We start from the raw sequence: 20,618 nt of genomic DNA on the forward strand, positions 1-20,618 counted from the left end.
TGAACGCAATGATGTAACTTCAATGTTCTTTAAGCGTCGGTTTAACGGGGCACCTGGCCCCCCTGGTTTTTTCTCATTTTGTGGATATCTCATGTTATCGAACAAGTCCTTGGCACTGGCGCTGTGCCTCACTATTACCGGCTGTGCACAAACACCACAGAATGATGCCGAAGGTGGGCACTGGTGGTCATTTGGGTCCGATAAGGCGGCTACCAAGGACGCAGTGACCCAAACCGACGCCAAGCCGGACGCCAAGCCCGCTGCCGGCGCCAAGGATTCCGCGCCTGTTGCCGCTGCCGCAGCACCTGCTCCGGCAGCCAAGGCTGACACAGGCTCCAGCTGGTGGCCCTTCTCCACCAAGAGCGCCGACGAAAAGGCCGCCGAGGCCAAGGCCGACCTGAAAGCTGACCTCAAGGCCGCAACCCCGGCTCCGGACGGTGCTCCGGTCGTGGCCAAGACCGATACCGAAGCCCACTGGTGGTGGCCGTTCGACACCAAGCCAAAGCCGCTGGCCAAGGTCGATGTGACCAACGTGCCGATGCCTGATCCGAAAATCACCCAGGCCTGGTTGGACGATTACGAGCCGCGCCTGCGTGCCGCCATCAAGGACAGCAACCTGCAATTGGAACGTCGTGACAACGTGCTGGTAGTGATTGCCCCGGTGGACGGCTCCTACAACCCGAAACGTCCAGCGATGCTGCTGCCGGTGACCCTGGGCCCGTTCACTCGCGTCGCCAAGGCCGTCGAAGCGGATCCAAAGACCGCCGTACTGGTGCTGGGCCACGTGGATGCCACCGGTAGCGCGCCGGCCAGCCAGGCGCTGAGCAAAGAACGTGCGCAGTCGATTGCCTCGATTTTCAGCCTCAGCGGTTTGAAGCAGGATCGCCTGATGCTGCGTGGCATGGGCGACCTGATGCCGCGTGCCGCCAACGACAGTTCCCAGGGCCGTGCGCTGAATCGTCGCATGGAAATCATGTTCACTCAGCGTACAACTATGTTGGCGCTGCTGAACAAGTACAACTCGGGCAAGACCCCGCCTGTGGCGGAAATGGTTGCCGTGCAGGATGTTCCCGCACCGGCCCCGGCGGTAAAAGCCCCTGCGAAGAAAGCGCCAGCCAAGAAGGCCGCCGCCAAGCCAGCTGCTAAAGCCGCAAAAAAAGCCCCGGCCAAACCGGCTGCGAAGAAACCCGCTCCGGCCAAGGCCAAGGCTGCTGCACCGGCGAGTAACGACCAGGCGAAAAACTGATCCGTTGAACCAGAAGGATAACGCCGCATGACCCAGGCACTGGCCGATATGCGCCGTGACTACACACGGGACGGTTTGAGCGAGGCCCAGGCCCCGGACGAGCCGTTTGCCTTGTTCCACCAATGGTTCGCCGATGCGGTGAAAACCGAGCAGGCACCGGTGGAGGCCAATGCCATGACCCTGGCCACGGTCGACCAGGAGGGTCGACCGCACTGTCGCATCCTGTTGCTCAAGGGCCTGGATGCGCAGGGTTTTACCTTCTTTACCAACTATCAGAGCGCCAAAGGTGAACAACTGGCGGCGCGGCCATTCGCGGCAATGACCTTTTTCTGGCCGACCCTCGAGCGCCAGGTGCGCATTGAAGGTCGCGTGGTCAAGGTCACGCCTGAAGAATCGGATGCGTATTATCAGGTACGACCTCTGGGCAGCCGCCTCGGGGCGTGGGCATCGCCGCAGAGCAAGGTCATTGGTGATCGCGAAGAACTGCAGGCGCTGCTGAAGGCGACCGAACAGCGTTTCAGCGACACCCAGCCCGACTGCCCCGAGCATTGGGGGGGTTATCGCTTGTTGCCCGAGCGCATCGAGTTCTGGCAAGGCCGCGCCAGCCGCCTGCATGACCGTCTCAACTATCGGCTGCAAGCGGGCCAATGGACGCGCGAGCGTCTGGCGCCCTGAGCGTCCCCTTTCGTCATCTAATTTGAATCATGCCCTTTGCGCCGAAGTCTTTATGCAGGAGACTTCGGCGTTTTCGGCTGTATGGCTACACTGACTGACCACGCTATGGCATGTTTTGGTTAAGCTACCGTTCGTCGAGCTGTGTGGTGCCGACAGCCTGTACTCAGGCTGAATGAAAGCACTTTTCTGCCTGGCTCGCCGTGACAGGCGCCAGGCTGCAGCGTTTAATGAATACCTGTCCTTTGGAGTTGATGCTATGCGTAAGTCCGTTTTACTAGTTGCCTGCTTTACCACCCTGTCATTGCTGTTGGGTGGCTGCGCCTCGAGTCTGACCGGCGACTCGTACTCCCGTGACGAGGCGCGTCGTGTACAGACCGTCCGCATGGGTACCATCGAATCCCTGCGTCCGGTCAAGATCGAAGGCACCAAGACCCCAATCGGCGGTGCTGCGGGTGCGGTCATCGGCGGCGTTGGCGGCAGCGCCATCGGCGGCGGCCGTGGCAGCATCGTTACCGCTGTGATCGGCGCGGTAGCCGGTGGCCTGCTGGGCTCGGCCACCGAAGAAGGCCTGACCCGTACCCAGGGCGTGGAAATCACCGTTCGTGAAGACGACGGCAGCATGCGTTCCTACGTACAAGCCGTGCAGGAAAATGAAATTTTCCGAATTGGCGACCGTGTGCGCATCATGACGGTCGACGGCACCAGCCGCGTTACTCGCTAAAAGCGTAAGCAACAAGTAAAGAAAAACCCCAACCGGGTGACTGGTTGGGGTTTTTTGCCTGTGGGCCTGATCTTTTTAAAAACGCATAAGTTGCAGGCAATAAAAAACCGCCTTAGTAGGGCGGTTTTTTATCGCAAGGCCATTATGAAGCTTGGCTTGCATGCTCACAGAACGCAATGACATGTCGGAATACTACTGTCGGTTGATGCTTCACGCAAGATGCAGCTCTAAGGGGAACTATCGCTTCTGATACTTTTTTTGTCAGAAAAAAATGGCAATAAATATTACGAGTCATTCTGTGCTTGGTCACACCTTCGACGGGCCGCTCAGCTAGTATCGACGCCGTTCTTAGTGAATGCCCTGCGTTTTTATCACGTATGGGTATTCCTGCGGGACAGCTTCGACGACCTGTAAGGTCTGAGAAGTGGAGCCGCCTCGATTCAGGTCGAGGCGGCTTTTTGGTGTTTGGATGTCACCTCAACTATGAAATAACGGCTTTCTTGCGACTCGCCATCGCCGTCACCGCATAACCAATACACGCCGCAATTATCGACCCGGTCAGAATCCCCATGCGATCCTCGCCGGCGAACTCGCTGACCCCCGGTACAAATGCCAGTGAGCCGACAAACAGGCTCATGGTAAAGCCTATGCCGCACAGGATCGCCACGCCCAGCACCTGGCCCCAGTTCGCACCGCTGGGCAGTGAGGCGATGCCGGTCTTGATGGCCAGCCAGGTAAGGCCGAACACACCGATGGTCTTGCCGATCAACAGGCCGGCGGCGATGCCCATGGGCACGTGGTGGGTGAAACTCTCAAGGCTGACGCCGGTGAGGGACACCCCCGCGTTGGCGAACGCGAACAGCGGCAGGATGGCGTAGGCCACCCACGGGTGCAGCGCATGCTCCAGGGTCAGCAAGGGCGAGGTTTCGGCATTTTTGGTGCGCAGTGGAATGCAGAACGCCAGGGTTACCCCGGCCAGGGTGGCGTGGACGCCGCTCTTGAGCACGCACACCCACAGGATCAGGCCGATGATCATGTACGGCCCGAGCTTGACCACCCCCAGGCGGTTCATCGCGATCAGGGCGATCAGGCAGGCCCCTGCGCCCGCCAGGGACGCGCCGGACAGGTCGGCGGAATAGAACAGCGCAATGACGATAATGGCACCCAGGTCGTCAATGATTGCCAGGGTCATCAGGAACAGTTTCAGCGACACCGGCACGCGCTTGCCCAGCAGCGCCAGGACGCCGAGCGCAAAGGCGATATCCGTGGCCATCGGGATCGCCCAGCCGGCGAGTGCTGCAGGGTTGTCCTTGTTCAACGCCCAGTAGATGAGCGCGGGGACGACCATGCCGCCGATAGCCGCTGCGCCGGGTAGTACGACCTGGGACGGTTTGGACAGGTGCCCATCGAGCAGCTCGCGTTTGACTTCGAGGCCGATCAGCAGGAAGAACAGGGCCATCAGGCCGTCGTTGATCCATAGCAAGGCGGGCTTGGCGATTTGCAGCGCGCCAACCTGTGCCACCACCGGGGTGTCGAGAAAGGCGCCATACAGGTGCGACAAAGGTGAGTTGTTGATAATCAGCGCCAACGCGGCAGCAGCAATCAACAACAGACCGCTGGCGGCTTCCAGCTGGAAAAAACGGGTGAAAGTGCTTCGCAGAGGCAAGGGATGCTCTCCAATCCAGGTTCAATAGGTGGGTACCCTAACCCGTACCGTTAGTTGTTAAAACAAAAGTTATATTCTTATTTGTTATAAGCGTTGGTCAGAGCGGGCGCTGTTTCAAAGCCTAGCAATTGTGTGTCCAATTGAGTCCTCACTGTATCTGTGTGCAGTGTAGGAAACCCCCTAATATCGGGGCTGAAATTCTTAGAGAACCCTCCTCATGAGCGATCACCGTCCCTGGGCCCGCGAAGCCATTCGTATCATTGAAGCGGATTTCCAGCGCAGCGCAGACACCCATCTGATCCCTTTGCCATTGCCGGGTTTGCCGGGTATCGAGTTGTATTTCAAGGACGAATCCAGCCACCCGACCGGCAGCCTGAAACATCGGCTGGCGCGCTCGCTGTTCCTGTACGCGTTGTGCAATGGCTGGCTGAAGCCGCACGCCCCCGTGATCGAGGCCTCCAGCGGTTCGACGGCGATCTCCGAAGCCTATTTTGCGCGCCTGCTCGGCCTGCCGTTTATCGCCGTGATGCCCGCCACCACTTCCCAGGAGAAGATCGCCCAAATCGCCTTTTATGGTGGCAAGAGCCATCTGGTGCAGGATCCCACGCAGATCTACGCCGAATCCGAACGTTTGGCCCAGGAAAGCGGCGGCCACTTCATGGACCAGTTCACCTACGCCGAGCGCGCCACCGACTGGCGCGCGAACAACAACATCGCCGAGTCGATCTTCCAGCAATTGCGTTTCGAGCAGCACCCGGAGCCGAGCTGGCTGATTTCCAGCCCCGGAACTGGCGGCACTACCGCGACCCTGGGGCGCTATGTGCGTTATCGCCAGCATTGCACGCGAGTGCTATGTGCCGATGCCGAACGTTCGGTGTTTTTCGATTATTACCTGAGCGGCGACGCCAGCCTGCGTCTGGACTGCGGCTCACGGATCGAAGGGATTGGCCGGCCACGGGTCGAAGCCTCGTTTTTGCCCGCTGTGATCGATGCGATGGTCAAGGTGCCGGATGCGCTGTCTCTGGCGGCCATGCATTACCTGGCCGAGCGGTTGGGGCGGCGCGTGGGCGGTTCCAGCGGGACCAACCTGATCGGTGCTCTGGTAGCTGCGCAGCAGATGAAAGCGGCGGGGGAGTCGGGGTCGATCGTGGCGATCTTGTGTGATGGCGGCGAGCGCTATGCCACGACTTACTATGATCAGGCGTGGCTGGCGGCGCAGGGCTATGAGTTGCAAGGGTTGATCGCGGCCGTTGCGGCGAGTGTCGAGCAGGGTGAGCCACTGCCGGCCAGCATCCTGCGTGCCAATATCTGACACGCCGCAAACCAAATGTGGGAGGGGCTTGCTCCCGATTGCGGTGCGTCAGTCAAAAACCTTCAGACTGACCCACCGCTATCGGGAGCAAGCCCCCTCCCACATTTTTTCAGGCCTCGATGCCCAGCATATCCCGCGCCAATGCCTCGGCAATCCGGATCCCGTCAACGCCTGCCGACAGGATCCCGCCGGCATAGCCCGCGCCTTCGCCGGCCGGGAACAAGCCTTTCACGTTGAGGCTCTGCATCGACTCGTTGCGGGTAATGCGCAGCGGCGATGAGGTGCGCGTCTCGATACCGGTCAAGACCGCATCGTGTAGCGAGTAGCCTTTGATCTGCTTCTCGAACGCCGGCAAGGCTTCACGGATAGCTTCGATGGCGAAGTCCGGCAGGGCCAGGGCCAGGTCACCCAGGGCTACCCCAGGCTTGTAGGACGGTTCTACGCTGCCGATGGCCGTGGACGGCCGGCCTGCGATGAAATCGCCGACCAACTGTGCCGGGGCCTCGTAATTACTGCCGCCGAGCACGTAGGCATGGGACTCCAGGCGCTCCTGCAGTTCGATACCGGCGAGCGGGCCGCCGGGGTAGTCCACCTCAGGCGTGATGCCGACCACGATGCCTGAGTTGGCGTTGCGCTCATTGCGCGAATACTGGCTCATGCCGTTGGTCACGACGCGATTGGGCTCCGACGTCGCGGCCACCACGGTGCCGCCAGGGCACATGCAGAAGCTGTAGACCGAGCGACCGTTCTTGGCGTGGTGCACCAACTTGTAATCAGCCGCACCGAGTTTCGGGTGCCCGGCGTATTTGCCCAGGCGCGCGGCGTCGATCAGCGACTGTGGGTGCTCGATCCTGAAGCCCACCGAGAACGGCTTGGCCTCCATGTACACGCCACGGCCGTGAAGCATGCGGAAGGTGTCGCGGGCGCTGTGGCCCAGGGCGAGAATCACGTGCCTGGAGAGGATCTGCTCGCCACCGTCGATGACCACGCCCTTCAACTGGCCCTCTTCGATCAGGACGTCGGTGACCCGTTGTTCGAAGCGCACTTCACCGCCCAAGGCAATGATTTGCTGGCGCATGTTTTCCACCACGCCGGTCAGACGGAACGTGCCGATATGCGGCTTGCTGACGTAGAGAATCTCTTCCGGGGCGCCGGCCTTGACGAACTCATGCAGCACCTTGCGCCCGTGGAATTTCGGGTCCTTGATCTGGCTGTACAGCTTGCCGTCGGAGAAGGTCCCGGCGCCGCCTTCGCCGAACTGCACGTTGGACTCGGGGTTGAGTACGCTTTTGCGCCACAGGCCCCAGGTGTCCTTGGTGCGCTGGCGTACTTCCTTGCCACGCTCGAGGATGATCGGCTTGAAGCCCATCTGTGCCAGCAGCAGCCCGGCGAAGATGCCGCATGGGCCGAAACCGACCACCACCGGCCGTTCGACCAAGCCTTCCGGCGCCTGCCCTACCACGTGGTAACTGACATCCGGCGCCGGATTGACGTTGCGATCATCGGCGAACTTGAGCAGCAGGGCGGCTTCGCCCTTTACATTCAAGTCGACGGTGTAGATGAAGCACAGCTCCGAGGACTTCTTGCGGGCATCGTAGCTGCGCTTGAACAGGGTGAAATCGAGCAGGTCATCACTGGCGATGCCCAGGCGCTGCACGATGGCGGGCCGCAGGTCTTCTTCGGGATGGTCGATGGGCAGCTTGAGTTCGGTGATTCGTAACATGACAGGATCCGGTAGGCGGCGGGCAAGAAGGCCGGCTGTTTTGCAAACCGGCGATTATAAGCCCCAATGGCGTCTTTCCGTCAGGTTAAAAAACGGCGCAGGGCGCAATCAGTCGTCCCGCGAGCCACCAAAGGCTGCGCAACCACGCTGGACCTGGCCGTTGACACGCAATTGGGCGGTCATGTGCTGCAGGCTGCCGCTCACGCTGTCGACGCATCGCTGCGGGGCGACCCACAATTCGATGTGCTGGTTATTGGCGTCGGTCATCAGGTTGAAGCGCCCGTCACCCAGTTGCTCTTCGACATAAGGCACTGCCAGGGGCGGTTGGCCTTCGCGCTCCAGCACCATGCCCTTGGCCGTGACGCTCATCGCCCAGGCCGGCTTATGGCCGTTTGCCCGCAGGATCATGCGCTTGAAGTCCGGGTCGCCACAGGCTGAGGTCGAGCGCTCGACGCGATACAGCTGTTGCAGGTCCACCGAACCCTGGGTGCCGCTGGCAACGCCGGAAAACTTGCCACGCAAATCTGCAAACAACGCGCCCTGCTGACCGGCCAGCGAGGCGGCTTCCTGCAGGATGCTGGTGCCACCGGTGTCGTTGACCACGTAGTTGCGCTGGTCGTTGCAGGGCTGGAACAACAGCTTGCCGTCCACCGCCGTCAATTCACCCTGCATGCGGGTCAGCCCCGCGGTAGACAGCTTGGCGGGCTCGCTGTCGAACATCTGGCAAGCGGCGAAGAAGGGGAACAGGGCTAGCAACGTTAGGGTCGAGGCGGCACGCATTTTCGGTCTCCAGACAAGTGCCGCCACGTTACGCAGGCTCGCGCCGCATCACAAGCCCGTGGCCCAGCTTCAGGCGATTCTTACAGACCTGAAACTCAGCCCACGACAAAGGTCTGACCGGTCTGTAAGCCCTCGACACTTTTTGCATAGGCCAAGGCCACTTCAGCGCCAGCAACCGGTTTGAATCCACGGAAATAAGGCGCATAGCTGCCCATGGCTTCCAACAGCACCGTCGGGCTCACGCAATTAATGCGCAAGCCGCGTGGCAGTTCAATTGCCGCTGCTTTGACGAAGGCATCCAGCGCGCCGTTGACCAGGGCCGCCGAGGCGCCGGTGCGAATCGGATCGCGGTTCAAAATGCCGCTGGTAAAGGTAAACGACGCGCCGTCATTGGCGAACTCCCGTCCGATCAGCAGCAGGTTGACCTGGCCCATCAGCTTGTCCCGCAGGCCCAGTTCAAAGTCGGCTTCGCTCATGTCGCCCAGCGCCACGAAGTTCACGCTGCCTGCCGCGCACACCAGCGCGTCGAACTTGCCGGTCTGCTCGAACAGCGTGCGAATCGAGGCGCTGTCGCTGATATCGACGTGGAAGTCGCCGCTGCGGCGGCCGATGGCGATCACCTCGTGACGCTGCGCCAGCTCTGCCTTGACCGCTGAACCGATCGTGCCGTTGGCACCAATCAAAAGAATTTTCATCGTGTTGTTCCTTCAGAGGCTGGGTGAAGGTTGAGTCTAGGGTGGCTTTTTCACAGGATAAACCTGCTAATAGGCAACCTTTGGTTTTCAATTGGAAACAATCCATGAGCGAAATGGATGACCTGGCGGCGTTTGCCGTGTTGATCGAAGCCGGCAGTTTCACCGTGGCGTCGGAGCAACTGGGGTGCAGCAAGGGCCAGTTGTCCAAGCGAATCAGCCAGCTCGAAGCGCAGTACGCCGTGGTGCTGTTGCATCGCACCACGCGCAAGCTGAGCCTGACCGCCGCAGGCGCGGCCTTGCTGCCCCAGGCACAGGCGCTGGTGGTACAGGTGGAGCGTGCGCGTCAGGCCTTGGCCCGACTCAAGGATGATTTGGCCGGGCCAGTACGTATGACGGTTCCGGTGTCATTGGGAGAAACCTTCTTCGATGGCTTATTGCTGGAATTTTCCAAGCACTACCCACAGGTGCAGATCGAGCTGGAGCTCAACAATAGCTATCGGGATCTGGCGCGAGACGGCTTCGATCTGGGCGTACGCTCGGGGGCCATCGAGAATGAGCGCCTGGTGATCAAGCCGCTGCTGGCCTGGCACGAGATGACCTGCGCCAGTCCGGTCTATCTGGAACAGCATGGTGAACCGCTGCATCCGGCGGAGCTGGCGGGCCATACCTGTTTGCTCAACAGTCACTACAGCGGCCGCGAGGAGTGGCTGTACCACCAGCAGCATGAGCTGTTGCGGGTGCGGGTCAGTGGCACTTTCGCGTCCAATCACTACAACCTCTTGAAGAAAGCCGCATTGGTGGGCGCCGGTATCGCGCGCCTGCCGTCCTACCTGCTACCAACGGAATTGGCGGAGGGTCGATTGCGCTGGCTGCTGCGCGATTATCAAACGCGCAGCCAGCCGATGTACCTGGTGCATCCCTATCAAGGTGGCCTGCCGCGGCGCACCCAGGTACTGGCCGACTATTTGGTGGACTGGTTCAAGCGCAGCGGCGCGGCCCTGGACCGTCTTCAGCGGGAGTGACGGGCGATCCAGTGGTCGATGGACAGCCGGCCCGGGCCCTTGGCCATCAGCAGCAGTAACAGCGCGATCCAGGTGCCATGGGTCGGGTAGGCGTCCGGATAGACAAACAACTGAATGGTCAGGGTCATGCCGATCAAGGCAAGGGCCGAGAATCGCGTGGCGAATCCCAGCAGGATCAGCAGCGGGAAAAAGTGCTCGGCAAACGCTGCCAGGTGCGCGGCGACTTCGGGTGACAACAGCGGCACGTGGTATTCGCTGCGAAATAACGGCAAGGTCGAGGCGGCCAGTTTGGGGGCGCCGAGTTGGAAGGTGCCGCTGATCAGATCAATGGCAAACCCTTCGACTTTGGTTTGTCCGGATTTCCAGAATACCGCCGCGATAGAGAAGCGCGCGATAAAGGCGATCAGGCTGTAGGGAATTTTCTCAAAAAGTGCGATGGCCCGTTTCAGCAGGCTGGCGGCGGAATTGTTCATGGCGATACCTTGGGTTCCAGGTGTAAATGAGTAATGGCGTCGTGGCTGATCAACAGCGTCAGGCACCGATGCAGATCGAATTCGGAGGAGGCCTGCAAGGCATGCTCCACCGCCATCTCCAGTCCCGCGCCCTGGTTCAGGCAGTTGATAAAGGCCACCGAGCCGCTGTCGATGGCGAAGACCTTGACCGCCAACCCGTGGCGCAACACCAACGCGTTCTCGGTAGGCCACGGGGTCAAGCCAGCGAGGTCGCCGTCAGCCTGGTGCGCGGCCCATACCGTCACGACCGGGTAAGGAGAGCTCAAGGTGGCGAGCGATGGATGCAGCGTCAGGCTCAACCGCTCTACGCCTGCTTGACCTTGCAGATGCTGGAGAACAGCGTGCTGGCACAGCGCCGGAATGTCGGGCGCGTGATAAGCACGAACCCGCAGGCGTTCCAGCCGCGCGACATCCGCCAGGTAGGGCACGCTGGCGGCTGGTGCGAATGCCTGGATAAACTCGGCCAATGTGCTGCCGTACGCGTTGATCAGCGGGCTGGTGGGCGGGTTGGCCTGGACGAAAACGCCAGCCATGGCGCGGAAAAACTCATCGCCCACCAGCTGTAGCGTCACGGGGTAACTGGCCGCCAGGGCATTGATCAACGAGCTGTGGACGTTATTGCGATACACCGCAAAGCGGCTGGCGGGGTCGGCGCCGTTACTGCTGAACACCCCCTCCGGGCAGGAACCGTGCGCCGCGAGCAGGGCGTTGGTGAACGCGTCCTGAAAGCTCATGACATCACCTGCGACAGATACCATTCGGCGTGCCTGGCCTCGGCGTGCAGCGTGCTGAAGCTCGGCACCTGGTTATCCCGTTCGATCAGCGTGGCGACCGGCCCCGTGCGCTTGAGCAGTTGCGCGTATAGCTGCCACACCGCGTCATCGACCGGCGCACCGTGATCATCGATAAGCAGCCTGTCGCCCAGGCTGTCGCTGTCTTCGGCAAACCCGGCCAGATGGATCTCGCCGACTGCGTGCAAAGGTAAGGCATCGATGTAGGCCAGCGGATCGCGCTGATGATTGATGCACGACACGTAGACGTTATTCACGTCCAGCAGCAACCCGCAGCCGGTGCGCCGAATGACGTCGCTGATGAACTCCGCTTCGTCCAGGGTGGAGCGTTGGAACTGCACATAAGTGGATGGGTTTTCCAGCAGCATCGGCCGCTTGAGCGTGCTTTGCACCTGATCTACGTGCGCGCAGACACGCGCCAGGGTTTGTGCATCGTAGGCCAGGGGCAGCAGGTCATTGAGAAACACCGCGCCGTGGCTGGACCAGGCCAGGTGTTCGGAAAATGAGTGGGGTTGATAGCGTTCGATCAGCCCGGCCAACCGTGCCAGGTGCTCAGGGTCGAGCGGGCCTTCGCCGCCGATGGAGAGACCCACACCGTGCAACGACAGTGGGTAGCGTTCGCGGATCAACCCCAGGTAATGGTGAAAAGGGCCGCCGGCGACCATGTAGTTTTCGGCATGCACTTCAAAGAAACCAATGTCTGGTGAAGAGCCGAGCACTTCAGTGAAGTGCTCGGTCTTCAGTCCCAATCCGGCCCGACGCGGCAGGCCGGATGCCTGAGCCTGGGAGACGGCTTGCAGGGATGAAAGGGTCATCATCAGTACTCAGGTCGCGCTGGGCTTCAGGACTTTGCGGTGAAAGCGGCTTCCTGGCCGAAACCGGTCGGCGAGGTAGTGCTTGGGGTTTTCAGGCAGGTACCGGCTGGGACCAGTTTCCAGGCGTTGGCCTGGTCCTTGGTTTTGGACGTACCGGCGCACGAGGTGCCAGCGCCGGCGGCGCAGTCGTTCTTGCCGGCCTCGGCGATGCCGAAGCATTTCTGCATGTCGTCGGCAGCATGGGCGGTGGTGGTCAGGGCGGTCAGGCTCAGGGTCGAACCGAGGGCCAGGAGGAGGGCGGCAGCGGACAGTTTGGTGGTCATGGAGTATCTCCAGCAGTGGTCGAGTGGCAGGCTTGATTGCCTGCTTGCACCACTAGAGAGAGGGGGACGAACTTCGTTACAAGCCAGCCGGAAAAAATTTAAATATCACGCAAAGCAAATGTGGGAGGGGTTGCCCCTCCCACATTTTAAAGCCGGTTCATCCAGCAACCGTTTTAACCGCCCAGGTAGGCCTCACGCACCTTAGGATCGGTCAGCAACTGCTCGCCAGTGCCTTGCATCACCACCCGGCCGTTTTCCAGCACGTAGGCCCGGTCGGCGATTTTCAGCGCCTGGTTGGCGTTCTGCTCCACCAAAAACACCGTCACCCCGTCCTTGCGCAGTTGCTCGATGATGTCGAAGATCTGCTGGATGATGATCGGTGCCAAGCCCAGGGAAGGCTCGTCCAACAGCAACAGCTTGGGTTTGCTCATCAATGCCCGCCCGATGGCGAGCATTTGCTGCTCGCCGCCGGACATGGTGCCGCCGCGCTGGCTGAAGCGCTCCTTGAGCCGAGGGAACAGGTGCAGCACCTTGTCCATCTGTTCCTGGTAATCGCCCTTGTCGGTAAAGAACCCGCCCATGGCCAGGTTCTCTTCCACGGTCAGGCGCGAAAACACGCGACGGCCTTCCGGTACCACCGCAATGCTCTTGCGCATGATTTCGGCGGAGTGCTTGCCCACCAGCTCTTCACCCATGTAGCGGATGCTGCCGCTGTGGGCCTGGGGCGAGCCGCACAGGGTCATCAGCAACGTGGACTTGCCAGCGCCGTTGGCGCCGATCAGGGTCACGATCTCACCCTGACGCACTTCCACGTTGACGCTGTGCAGAGCCTGGATCTTGCCGTAGAAAGTGGAAACGTTTTCGAATTGCAGCATTTTACGCTTCCCCCAGATAGGCTTTGATCACTTCGGGATTGTCGCGGATCTGCTCCGGCGTCCCGTCGGCGAGCGGCGTGCCCTGGTTGATCACCACGATATGGTCGGAAATGCTCATGACCAGTTTCATATCGTGTTCGATCAACAGCACGGTGGCGTTGTTTTCCTCACGCAACACGCCGATCAGCGCCTTGAGGTCTTCGGTTTCCTTGGGGTTCAAGCCCGCCGCCGGTTCGTCGAGCATAAGGATCCGCGGGCGGGTCATCATGCAGCGGGCGATTTCCAGGCGACGTTGCTGACCATAGGCCAGGGTGCCGGCCGGGCGGTTGGCGAACTCGGTGAGATTGACCTTGTCCAGCCAATACTCCGCGTATTCCATGGCTTCGCGCTCGCTCTTGCGGAACGCCGGGGTCTTGAACAGGCCTGCGAAGAAGTTGGTGTTCAGGTGACGGTGCTGGGCGATAAGCAGGTTCTCGACCGCTGTCATGTCCTTGAACAAGCGCACGTTCTGGAACGTGCGCACCACGCCCTTGCGGGCGATCTCGTGACCGGCCAGGCCCTGTATCGGCTGGCCGTCCAGCAGGATACTGCCGCCGCTCGGCTTGTAGAAACCGGTGAGGCAGTTGAACACCGTGGTTTTGCCGGCGCCATTGGGGCCGATCAGCGCGACGACCTGCTTCTCTTTGACGGTCAGGGCGACGCCGTTGACCGCGAGCAAGCCGCCAAAGCGCATGCTCAGATTTTCGACTTTCAGGATCTCGCGGCTCATTTGCGCAGCTCCATGTGTGGACGTTGCATGGGCAGCAGGCCTTGAGGGCGCCAGATCATCATCAGCACCATCATGGCGCCGAACATCAACATGCGGTACTCGCTGAACTCTCGCATCATTTCCGGCAGTAGGATCATCACGATCGCGGCCAGAATCACACCCAGCTGCGAGCCCATGCCACCCAGTACCACGATGGCGAGGATGATCGCCGACTCGATGAACGTGAACGACTCCGGGGTCACCAGGCCTTGGCGTGCGGCGAAGAAGCTGCCAGCGAAACCGGCGAAGGTTGCCCCAAGGGTGAAGGCCGAAAGTTTGATGACTGTCGGGTTCATGCCCAGTGCACGGCAGGCGATTTCATCTTCGCGCAGCGCTTCCCACGCGCGGCCAATCGGCATGCGCAGCAGGCGGTTGATCACGAACAGTGCCGCCAGTGCCAGCAATAGCGCCACCAGGTACAGGAACACCACTTTGCTCACCGGGTTGTAGGCAATTCCGAAGTACTCGTGGAAAGTCTGCATGCCCTCTGCGGCGGTGCGGTCGAACGACAGCCCGAAGAACGTCGGCTTGGGGATGCTGCTGATGCCGTTGGGGCCGCCGGTGATATCGGTGAGGTTACGCAGGAACAGACGGATGATTTCACCGAAGCCCAGGGTCACGATCGCCAGGTAGTCACCGCGCAAACGCAACACCGGGAAGCCCAGCAGGAAGCCGAACGTGGCCGCCATCAGGCCGGCGAGGGGCAGGCAGACCCAGAAGCTCCAACCCAGGTAGTGCGACAGCAGCGCGTAGGTGTAGGCACCCACCGCATAGAAGCCCACATAACCCAGGTCGAGCAGGCCGGCCAGGCCCACCACGATGTTCAGGCCCAGGCCCAGCAACACGTAGATCAGGATCAGGGTGGCGATGTCGACTGCACCGCGCGAGCCGAAGAACGGCCAGATCAACGCGGCCACGATCAGGCCGATGATGATGTAGCGCTGGGTGCGCGGCAGGGTCAGGAATTGGCTGACCTTGGGCGACACCAACGGCGCACGATTGCCCTTGAACAGGGCGCCGACCTGCTGGGTGAACAGCACGCGCAGGAACATCAGCACCGAGCACAGGGCGATGATGGTCAGGGTCACGGGCCCTGTGCCATGCACTTCCAGGTTGATGCCGACAATGCTCAGCTTGAGGCCGAGTACCGGGAAGGCCACGGCCCACACCAGCAAGGCGCTGAAAAACGCCGATTTAAGATATCTGCTCATACTTTCTCAACCTCCGGACGGCCCAGGATGCCGGTCGGACGGAACAACAACACCAGGACCAACAAGCCGAACGCCACGACGTCCTTGTACTGGTCACCGAAGATATCGGCGCCAAAGGCTTCGGCCACACCCAGCACCAGCCCACCGAGCATGGCGCCCGGAATACTGCCGATACCGCCCAGCACCGCCGCGGTAAAGGCCTTGAGGCCCACCAGGAAACCGGCGTTGGGGTTGATCACGCCGTACTGCATGCTCAGCAATACGGCCGCGACCGCCGCCAGCGCGGCACCGATCACGAAGGTCAGGGCGATGATGTTATTGGTGTTGATGCCCAACAGGTTGGCCATCTTGATGTCTTCGGCGCAGGCCCGGCAGGCGCGCCCCAGACGAGAGCGGGAAATGAACAGTGTGAGGCCGAGCATCGCCACCAGGGTGACGACAAAGACCAGGATCTGCATGTAGGAAATCAGTACTTCTTGCGCACCACCGGGGCCGAAGGAGAAGCTCCCCGGGATCAGGTTGGGAATGGACTTGTCCTTGGAGTCCTGGGACAGCAATACGGTGTTCTGCAGGAATATCGACATGCCGATGGCGGAAATCAGCGGGATCAACCGGTTGCTGCCGCGCAAGGGGCGGTAGGCAACGCGCTCGATACTGTAGCCATAGGCACTGGTCACGACGATCGATGCCAGGAACGCAGCGGTCATCAACAGCGGCAGGGAGTGGATACCCATCATGGCCAGCCCGGCAAGGGCGATGAAGGCCACGTAGGAACCAATCATGTACACCTCGCCATGGGCGAAGTTGATCATTCCAATGATGCCGTAAACCATTGTGTAGCCAATGGCTATCAAGGCATAGGTGCTGCCAATGGTCAGGCCATTAACCAGCTGTTGGAAAAAATGATAGATCTCAGGCATTACAGCGCTCCTAAAAACCCGATACGCATTTCACTGGTGGAGTCATGTTCCGGCCCTGCGCTGTGTTCTGTGAGCACATTTGCACAAAGCGTTTGCCAGCGAACCGCTGGTGACGGTTTTAAGATTTTCAGGTGAGCCAGCGCCCGGATCGCGGGTGACATGGCCCATAAACCTCGTAAAACAAAACCCACTGCTTTCACAGTGGGCTTGTTGACCAGTAATGCCTGGCTTACTGAGGGGAAACTTCGGTTTTTGGTTTGCCGAAGTGCCATTCGTAGACCACGAACTTGAAGTCCTTCAGGTCGCCCTTGGCGTCGAAGCTCAGCTCGCCGGTCGGGGTCTTGAAGGTACCCGCGTGAATGGCCTCGGCCACCTTGGCGGTGTCTTCGCTCTTCGCGGCTTTGATACCGCCGGCGATCACTTCGATGGCCGAGTAGGCCGGGAACACGAACGGACCGGTTGGGTCCTGCTTGTTCTTGGCGAACTCTTCAACGATGGCCTTGTTGGCCGGGTCGGTGTCGAAGGATTTAGGCAGGGTCACCAGCAGGCCTTCGGAAGCGCCCTGGGCGATTTGCGAGATGGAGTCGTTGCCGACGCCCTCTGGGCCCATGAACTTGGCATTCAGGCCTTTTTCCTTGGCTTGGCGCAGGATCAGGCCCAGCTCAGGGTGGTAGCCGCCGTAGTAGACGAAGTCGACGTTGGCTTGCTTGAGTTTCTGGATGATCGAGGAGAAGTCCTTGTCGCCGGCGTTCAGGCCTTCGAAGACGGCAACCTTGGTGCCTTTCTTCTCGAGGGTCTGCTTGACGGCGGTGGCGATGCCTTCACCGTATTGCTGCTTGTCGTGAAGTACGGCAACGATTTTCGGCTTCACGTGGTCGGCGATGTAGTTGCCGGCCGCCGGGCCTTGGGCGCTGTCCAGGCCGATGGTGCGGAAGATCAGCTTGTAGCCACGGGCGGTGATCTCGGGGCTGGTGGCAGCCGGGGTAATCATGATGACGCCTTCGTCTTCATAGATATCGGAGGCTGGCTGAGTGGAGCTGGAGCAAAGGTGACCGACCACGAACTTGACGCCGTCGTTGACCACTTTGTTGGCGACGGCAACGGCTTGCTTCGGATCGCACGCGTCGTCGTATTCCTTGGCTTCAAGCATTTTGCCATCTACGCCGCCCTTGGCGTTGATGTCGGCGATGGCCTGCTTGGCACCCATGAATTGCATGTCGCCGTATTGCGTTACGGGCCCGGTCTTGGGGCCGGCGATGCCGATCTTGATGGTGTCGGCTGCGAACGAATGGCCGGCAACCCCAGCCAGGACCATAGCGGCAAACAGTTTGGAAATCTGCTTAGTAGCCTTATTCATAGTGCTCCACTCTTACTGTTGTATTTTTTATAGTTCTAGCGGCCTTGTGAGCTGCAGAACCGGATCAGATATCTCGGATATCCCCCGGCGATGCCTGGCAACTGTACCGGTACAGTGTAGAGCGCCGGTTGATCGCTTGGAAAGCTGGCTGCTGGGGGCAAAACCGGGTTGTGTCGCTTAAATGAAAGAAAAAGACAGAATTGCGGCGGGGTAATGCCAGCCTTCCGAGCATTCCTTGGCTTTTCCAACACTTTCAATCGCCAGCTTATTTGCTACTGGGTTTTTCCAACTGAGACACGACGTTATGATTGCGCCGATTTTTTACTCAGGTGAACTCCCATGACGCAAGAACCTAGCACCCTCTATGCCAAGCTGCTCGGTGAAACCGCCGAAATTTCCTGGAAGGAGCTCGAACCGTTCTTTGCCAAGGGTGCCCTATTGTGGGTCGACGCCGGCGTGGATTTGATCGAAGCGGCCGAAGCGATGGCCGAAGACAATCGCGACAAAGTCGCTGCCTGGCTGGCTGCGGGGAGTCTTGGCGAAGTGTCTGCGACGCGGGCGGTGGACTTGGTCACGCGTGACCCCGGCCTGTGGGCGGTGGTGGTCTCGCCGTGGATTTTGATCCAGGAAAGGGCAGCGTAAGAAACCACTGAGCCAAATGGGTGCACGGCTCGCGCCTGCGCAAGTGTGTAGCGGAGTAACCGCTTCCCCCGTGATGGCACGTTGCCGTAGAGAAAGGTCACAGGTGACGGTGACGTTAACGTCACGGGAACAGTTGGAGCGCTGGCGTAACGGCTGGGAAATTGTTTCAAGGTATTGGCGCCCGACTACTGGCAGCCTGCCACGTCAGCGGATGGGCCTGACGACTGAAGGCGTGCTGATGCACGTCGGGGCAGGTTCCTTTGGCGGCGGGGCGTCTTTATTACCGTCTGCGCTGAATGTGTGGAGCGGGTTGCGTATCTGCATGCCTTGCATGACGCCAATGATGTCGCTGAAGGCCACCGCCGGGCTCAGCAGATAACCCTGAATGAAATCGCAGCCATGCTGCTGCAACAGCTCGAATTGCGCCTGGGTTTCCACCCCTTCGGTCACCACCTCCAAGTGCAGCGTATGAGCCATGGCAATGATGGCCTGGACGATTTCGCTGTCGGCGGTGGACCTGGGTATGTCCTGGATAAACGACCGGTCGATCTTCAAGGTGTTGAGCGGCAGGCGCTTGAGGTAGGCCAGGGATGAATAGCCGGTGCCGAAGTCATCGATCGCCAGGGATACGCCCAAGGCGCGGATTTGCCGCAACAGGGCCAGGGTGCTGCTGATATTGCCCATCAATGCGTTTTCGGTGACTTCCAGCTCCAGGCGATTGGCGGCAATGCCGGCAAAGCGCAGGGCCGCTTCGATTTCATCCGCCAGTTCATCACGGGCCAGGTTCAGGGCCGAGCAATTCACGGCCATGGTCAACTCGCTATAGCCGCGATCAGACAACAGGCTCAAGTCATGACAAGCCTGGCGCAATACCCAGTGGTCCAGTTCGGCAATCAAGCCGTTATTCTCGGCAATCCCGATAAACCGGTCCGGCGCCAGCAACCCATATTGTGGGTGCTGCCAGCGCACCAGTGCCTCCAGGCGCGTGACCTTGCCGAGCTTCATGTCGAAGATCGGCTGATAAAACAGCACCAACTCATTGCGCCCGCGCAGGGCCGCGCGCAGTTGCTCTTCAAGTTGCAACTCAAGGAAAGCGCGGGTTTTCAGGTTGGAACTGAAGAAGTGCAAGCTATTGCGCCCAGCATCCTTGGACTGGTAAAGCGCCAGGTCGGCGGTTTTCAGCAGTTCTTCACAGGTTTGGCCATCGTCGGGAAACAGGCTGATACCGATGCTGGTAGTCATGACCATGCGCCGGCCTGCCAACTCGATGGGTTCCTTCATTTTTTGCATGATGCGCTGGGCCAGGTGCCGCGCTTCGTCGCGATGATGGATATTGATCAGAATGCAGAATTCATCCCCGCCAAAACGCGCGACCACGTCGGCATGGCTGCGTACCGAGCCTTTGATATGGCTGGCCAGCACGGAGAGCAATTGGTCACCGGCATCATGCCCAAGGCTGTCGTTGATGCGCTTGAAATGATCGATGTCGAGGAAGATCACCGCCATCATGCCGCGGGTCGCGGTTTTTTCCGCGACCTTTTCCGCGAAGATCTGATTGAAGCCACGCCGGTTGAGCAAGCTGGTCAGCGCGTCGTAATGGGCCGCCTGTTGCAGCGAGGCACGGGCCTGGTCCAGCTCGCTGAGCAGTGCGTTGACCCGGCGCAAATCGCGTTCCTTATGCTGCAGCTTTTTGTCGGCCAACGCTGCGCTGATGCTGCTGCCGACAACCAGCAAGGTGATCGTCGCCACCGACAGGCTCAGTTGCAGCGGATTGTTATTGACGGGCAACGACAGATCCGCGCCGTCCGGTATCAGCATTTGCATGGCCTCCATGCCGGTGAAATGCATGCACAGGATGCCGGCGCCCAGCACCAGGCTGGCGGCGTATTTGAGCAATTGATGAAACACGCCGGTACCGTCGCGCAGGTAGCTCGACAACAACAACGCTGCCAGGCTTGCGCCGATGGCAATCGCGACCGAGGCCATGAGCAGCCCGGAGTCGAAGTAGGCCTGGGCCTGGGAGCGCATGGCTGACATGCCGACGTAGTGCATCAGCGCGATACCCAGCCCCATCCACACCGAGGCCAGCAGGTACTGATGGAGCCGCAGGTGCGCATGACCGAGGGTTTGCATGGCGAACAGCGAAGCGATCAGGGCAATCACCAACGAGGCGAAGGTCATGAGCAATTCGTAATGAATGGCGACGGGGGCTTGGAAGGCCAGCATGCTGATGAAGTGGGTCGACCAGATACCGCCCGCCAGGCAACCGGCGCCCAACCAACACCAGCGACGGCGGGCGGTGGGGTCTTCGACATGACCGACGCGCTCGGCCATGTCCAGCGTGCCAAAGCCGGCCGCGCAGGCGACCAGGTACGCCAGCAGCACCAGAAAGGGGTTATGACTGCAATTGAGTAATAAGTGCCCGTTGTCTGGAAGGTCGGTGAAAAAGTGCAGTCCCAGCCATTCCATAGCGTGTCCCGTCATAGTGTCGCGTCATTGCCTCAGGCGATGACCTATGAGGTCG

General features: G+C 60.4%; 20 protein-coding genes. 6 read left to right on the forward strand and 14 right to left on the reverse strand.

Features of this window, described 5'->3' with window-relative positions:
- The first annotated feature begins 91 nt into the window (after window positions 1–91).
- The 3 genes from C4J88_RS06350 to C4J88_RS06360 all read left to right on the forward strand — a co-directional run bounded on the left by C4J88_RS06350 (window position 92) and on the right by C4J88_RS06360 (window position 2,642).
- On the forward strand, window positions 92–1,246 hold the full coding sequence (locus tag C4J88_RS06350; protein ID WP_124406482.1) for an OmpA family protein: 1,155 nt from the start codon (window positions 92–94) through the stop codon (window positions 1,244–1,246).
- 27 nt (window positions 1,247–1,273) lie between these two features.
- Window positions 1,274–1,921 (forward strand): pyridoxamine 5'-phosphate oxidase, encoded by a 648-nt coding sequence (gene pdxH, locus C4J88_RS06355; RefSeq protein ID WP_124361646.1) that lies wholly within the window; start codon window positions 1,274–1,276, stop codon window positions 1,919–1,921.
- A 256-nt stretch (window positions 1,922–2,177) separates the two neighbouring features.
- On the forward strand, window positions 2,178–2,642 hold the full coding sequence (locus C4J88_RS06360) for a glycine zipper 2TM domain-containing protein (RefSeq protein WP_065886131.1): 465 nt from the start codon (window positions 2,178–2,180) through the stop codon (window positions 2,640–2,642).
- Between the two features lie 481 nt (window positions 2,643–3,123).
- On the opposite strand, the gene nhaA is transcribed toward C4J88_RS06360, so the two are convergent.
- Window positions 3,124–4,308 carry a Na+/H+ antiporter NhaA gene (gene nhaA / locus C4J88_RS06365; RefSeq protein ID WP_124406483.1) on the reverse strand — a complete coding sequence of 395 codons (1,185 nt, stop codon included), beginning with the start codon at window positions 4,306–4,308 and terminating at the stop codon, window positions 3,124–3,126.
- Window positions 4,309–4,525: 217 nt separating this feature from the next.
- On the opposite strand from nhaA, the gene C4J88_RS06370 reads away from it, so the two are divergent.
- Entirely contained in the window at window positions 4,526–5,620 is a 1,095-nt protein-coding gene (locus C4J88_RS06370; protein WP_124366146.1) for a PLP-dependent cysteine synthase family protein, read from the forward strand.
- A 109-nt stretch (window positions 5,621–5,729) separates the two neighbouring features.
- Here C4J88_RS06370 and C4J88_RS06375 read toward each other — a convergent pair whose 3' ends face one another.
- The 3 genes from C4J88_RS06375 to C4J88_RS06385 form a co-directional block, all read right to left on the reverse strand.
- Window positions 5,730–7,343, reverse strand: coding sequence for an NAD(P)/FAD-dependent oxidoreductase (locus C4J88_RS06375; RefSeq protein ID WP_124366147.1), 1,614 nt, complete (start codon window positions 7,341–7,343; stop codon window positions 5,730–5,732).
- A gap of 108 nt (window positions 7,344–7,451) precedes the next feature.
- A complete protein-coding gene (locus tag C4J88_RS06380; protein WP_124361650.1) occupies window positions 7,452–8,123 on the reverse strand; it encodes a COG3650 family protein in 672 nt (223 codons plus the stop codon).
- Between the two features lie 95 nt (window positions 8,124–8,218).
- Entirely contained in the window at window positions 8,219–8,818 is a 600-nt protein-coding gene (locus C4J88_RS06385; RefSeq protein WP_124406484.1) for a short chain dehydrogenase, read from the reverse strand.
- 104 nt (window positions 8,819–8,922) lie between these two features.
- Here C4J88_RS06385 and C4J88_RS06390 point away from each other — a divergent pair, with 104 nt between their 5' ends.
- Entirely contained in the window at window positions 8,923–9,840 is a 918-nt protein-coding gene (locus C4J88_RS06390) for a LysR family transcriptional regulator (protein WP_124406485.1), read from the forward strand.
- Here C4J88_RS06390 and C4J88_RS06395 read toward each other — a convergent pair.
- From C4J88_RS06395 to C4J88_RS06435, 9 genes are all read right to left on the reverse strand, one after another.
- Window positions 9,828–10,313, reverse strand: a complete 486-nt coding sequence (locus C4J88_RS06395; RefSeq protein ID WP_124406486.1) for a DoxX family protein — start codon at window positions 10,311–10,313, stop codon at window positions 9,828–9,830. The genes C4J88_RS06390 and C4J88_RS06395 overlap by 13 nt on opposite strands.
- Complete coding sequence (locus C4J88_RS06400; RefSeq protein ID WP_124366150.1) at window positions 10,310–11,086, reverse strand: DUF2063 domain-containing protein; 777 nt, start codon at window positions 11,084–11,086, stop codon at window positions 10,310–10,312. The genes C4J88_RS06395 and C4J88_RS06400 overlap by 4 nt, the downstream gene beginning before the upstream one ends.
- The gene (locus C4J88_RS06405) at window positions 11,083–11,961 is read right to left on the reverse strand and encodes a DUF692 domain-containing protein (protein WP_124406487.1); all 879 of its coding nucleotides are present in this window, start codon (window positions 11,959–11,961) and stop codon (window positions 11,083–11,085) included. Before C4J88_RS06405 ends, C4J88_RS06400 begins: the two co-directional genes overlap by 4 nt.
- A 23-nt stretch (window positions 11,962–11,984) precedes the next feature.
- Complete coding sequence (locus tag C4J88_RS06410; protein ID WP_124366152.1) at window positions 11,985–12,281, reverse strand: DUF2282 domain-containing protein; 297 nt, start codon at window positions 12,279–12,281, stop codon at window positions 11,985–11,987.
- A gap of 173 nt (window positions 12,282–12,454) precedes the next feature.
- A complete protein-coding gene (locus C4J88_RS06415; protein ID WP_065932826.1) occupies window positions 12,455–13,156 on the reverse strand; it encodes an ABC transporter ATP-binding protein in 702 nt (233 codons plus the stop codon).
- Window position 13,157: 1 nt separating this feature from the next.
- Entirely contained in the window at window positions 13,158–13,925 is a 768-nt protein-coding gene (gene livG / locus C4J88_RS06420; protein WP_012722652.1) for a high-affinity branched-chain amino acid ABC transporter ATP-binding protein LivG, read from the reverse strand.
- Entirely contained in the window at window positions 13,922–15,175 is a 1,254-nt protein-coding gene (locus C4J88_RS06425; protein WP_124361657.1) for a high-affinity branched-chain amino acid ABC transporter permease LivM, read from the reverse strand. Before C4J88_RS06425 ends, livG begins: the two co-directional genes overlap by 4 nt.
- Window positions 15,172–16,095 carry a high-affinity branched-chain amino acid ABC transporter permease LivH gene (gene livH, locus C4J88_RS06430; RefSeq protein WP_003231100.1) on the reverse strand — a complete coding sequence of 308 codons (924 nt, stop codon included), beginning with the start codon at window positions 16,093–16,095 and terminating at the stop codon, window positions 15,172–15,174. The genes C4J88_RS06425 and livH overlap by 4 nt, the downstream gene beginning before the upstream one ends.
- A 229-nt stretch (window positions 16,096–16,324) precedes the next feature.
- Entirely contained in the window at window positions 16,325–17,452 is a 1,128-nt protein-coding gene (locus C4J88_RS06435; RefSeq protein ID WP_027604422.1) for a branched-chain amino acid ABC transporter substrate-binding protein, read from the reverse strand.
- Window positions 17,453–17,791: 339 nt separating this feature from the next.
- On the opposite strand from C4J88_RS06435, the gene C4J88_RS06445 reads away from it, so the two are divergent.
- Window positions 17,792–18,094 (forward strand): DUF2288 domain-containing protein, encoded by a 303-nt coding sequence (locus C4J88_RS06445; protein ID WP_124366153.1) that lies wholly within the window; start codon window positions 17,792–17,794, stop codon window positions 18,092–18,094.
- Window positions 18,095–18,298: 204 nt separating this feature from the next.
- Here C4J88_RS06445 and C4J88_RS06450 read toward each other — a convergent pair whose 3' ends face one another.
- Window positions 18,299–20,563 carry a bifunctional diguanylate cyclase/phosphodiesterase gene (locus tag C4J88_RS06450; protein ID WP_124406488.1) on the reverse strand — a complete coding sequence of 755 codons (2,265 nt, stop codon included), beginning with the start codon at window positions 20,561–20,563 and terminating at the stop codon, window positions 18,299–18,301.
- Between the last annotated feature and the right edge of the window lie 55 nt (window positions 20,564–20,618).

Source organism: Pseudomonas sp. R4-39-08 (genome assembly GCF_003852275.1).
Taxonomy (GTDB): Bacteria; Pseudomonadota; Gammaproteobacteria; order Pseudomonadales; family Pseudomonadaceae; genus Aquipseudomonas.

Bases quoted from the DNA above. Each gene is read 5' to 3' on its own strand.
- C4J88_RS06350 (WP_124406482.1), top strand. From the start codon at position 92: ATGTTATCGAACAAGTCCTTGGCACTGGCGCTGTGCCTCACTATTACC.
- pdxH (WP_124361646.1), top strand. From the start codon at position 1,274: ATGACCCAGGCACTGGCCGATATGCGCCGTGACTACACACGGGACGGT.
- C4J88_RS06360 (WP_065886131.1), top strand. From the start codon at position 2,178: ATGCGTAAGTCCGTTTTACTAGTTGCCTGCTTTACCACCCTGTCATTG.
- C4J88_RS06370 (WP_124366146.1), top strand. From the start codon at position 4,526: ATGAGCGATCACCGTCCCTGGGCCCGCGAAGCCATTCGTATCATTGAA.
- C4J88_RS06375 (WP_124366147.1), bottom strand. From the start codon at position 7,343: ATGTTACGAATCACCGAACTCAAGCTGCCCATCGACCATCCCGAAGAA.
- C4J88_RS06380 (WP_124361650.1), bottom strand. From the start codon at position 8,123: ATGCGTGCCGCCTCGACCCTAACGTTGCTAGCCCTGTTCCCCTTCTTC.
- C4J88_RS06385 (WP_124406484.1), bottom strand. From the start codon at position 8,818: ATGAAAATTCTTTTGATTGGTGCCAACGGCACGATCGGTTCAGCGGTC.
- C4J88_RS06390 (WP_124406485.1), top strand. From the start codon at position 8,923: ATGAGCGAAATGGATGACCTGGCGGCGTTTGCCGTGTTGATCGAAGCC.
- C4J88_RS06395 (WP_124406486.1), bottom strand. From the start codon at position 10,313: ATGAACAATTCCGCCGCCAGCCTGCTGAAACGGGCCATCGCACTTTTT.
- C4J88_RS06400 (WP_124366150.1), bottom strand. From the start codon at position 11,086: ATGAGCTTTCAGGACGCGTTCACCAACGCCCTGCTCGCGGCGCACGGT.
- C4J88_RS06405 (WP_124406487.1), bottom strand. From the start codon at position 11,961: ATGATGACCCTTTCATCCCTGCAAGCCGTCTCCCAGGCTCAGGCATCC.
- C4J88_RS06410 (WP_124366152.1), bottom strand. From the start codon at position 12,281: ATGACCACCAAACTGTCCGCTGCCGCCCTCCTCCTGGCCCTCGGTTCG.
- C4J88_RS06415 (WP_065932826.1), bottom strand. From the start codon at position 13,156: ATGCTGCAATTCGAAAACGTTTCCACTTTCTACGGCAAGATCCAGGCT.
- livG (WP_012722652.1), bottom strand. From the start codon at position 13,925: ATGAGCCGCGAGATCCTGAAAGTCGAAAATCTGAGCATGCGCTTTGGC.
- C4J88_RS06425 (WP_124361657.1), bottom strand. From the start codon at position 15,175: ATGAGCAGATATCTTAAATCGGCGTTTTTCAGCGCCTTGCTGGTGTGG.
- livH (WP_003231100.1), bottom strand. From the start codon at position 16,095: ATGCCTGAGATCTATCATTTTTTCCAACAGCTGGTTAATGGCCTGACC.
- C4J88_RS06435 (WP_027604422.1), bottom strand. From the start codon at position 17,452: ATGAATAAGGCTACTAAGCAGATTTCCAAACTGTTTGCCGCTATGGTC.
- C4J88_RS06445 (WP_124366153.1), top strand. From the start codon at position 17,792: ATGACGCAAGAACCTAGCACCCTCTATGCCAAGCTGCTCGGTGAAACC.
- C4J88_RS06450 (WP_124406488.1), bottom strand. From the start codon at position 20,563: ATGGAATGGCTGGGACTGCACTTTTTCACCGACCTTCCAGACAACGGG.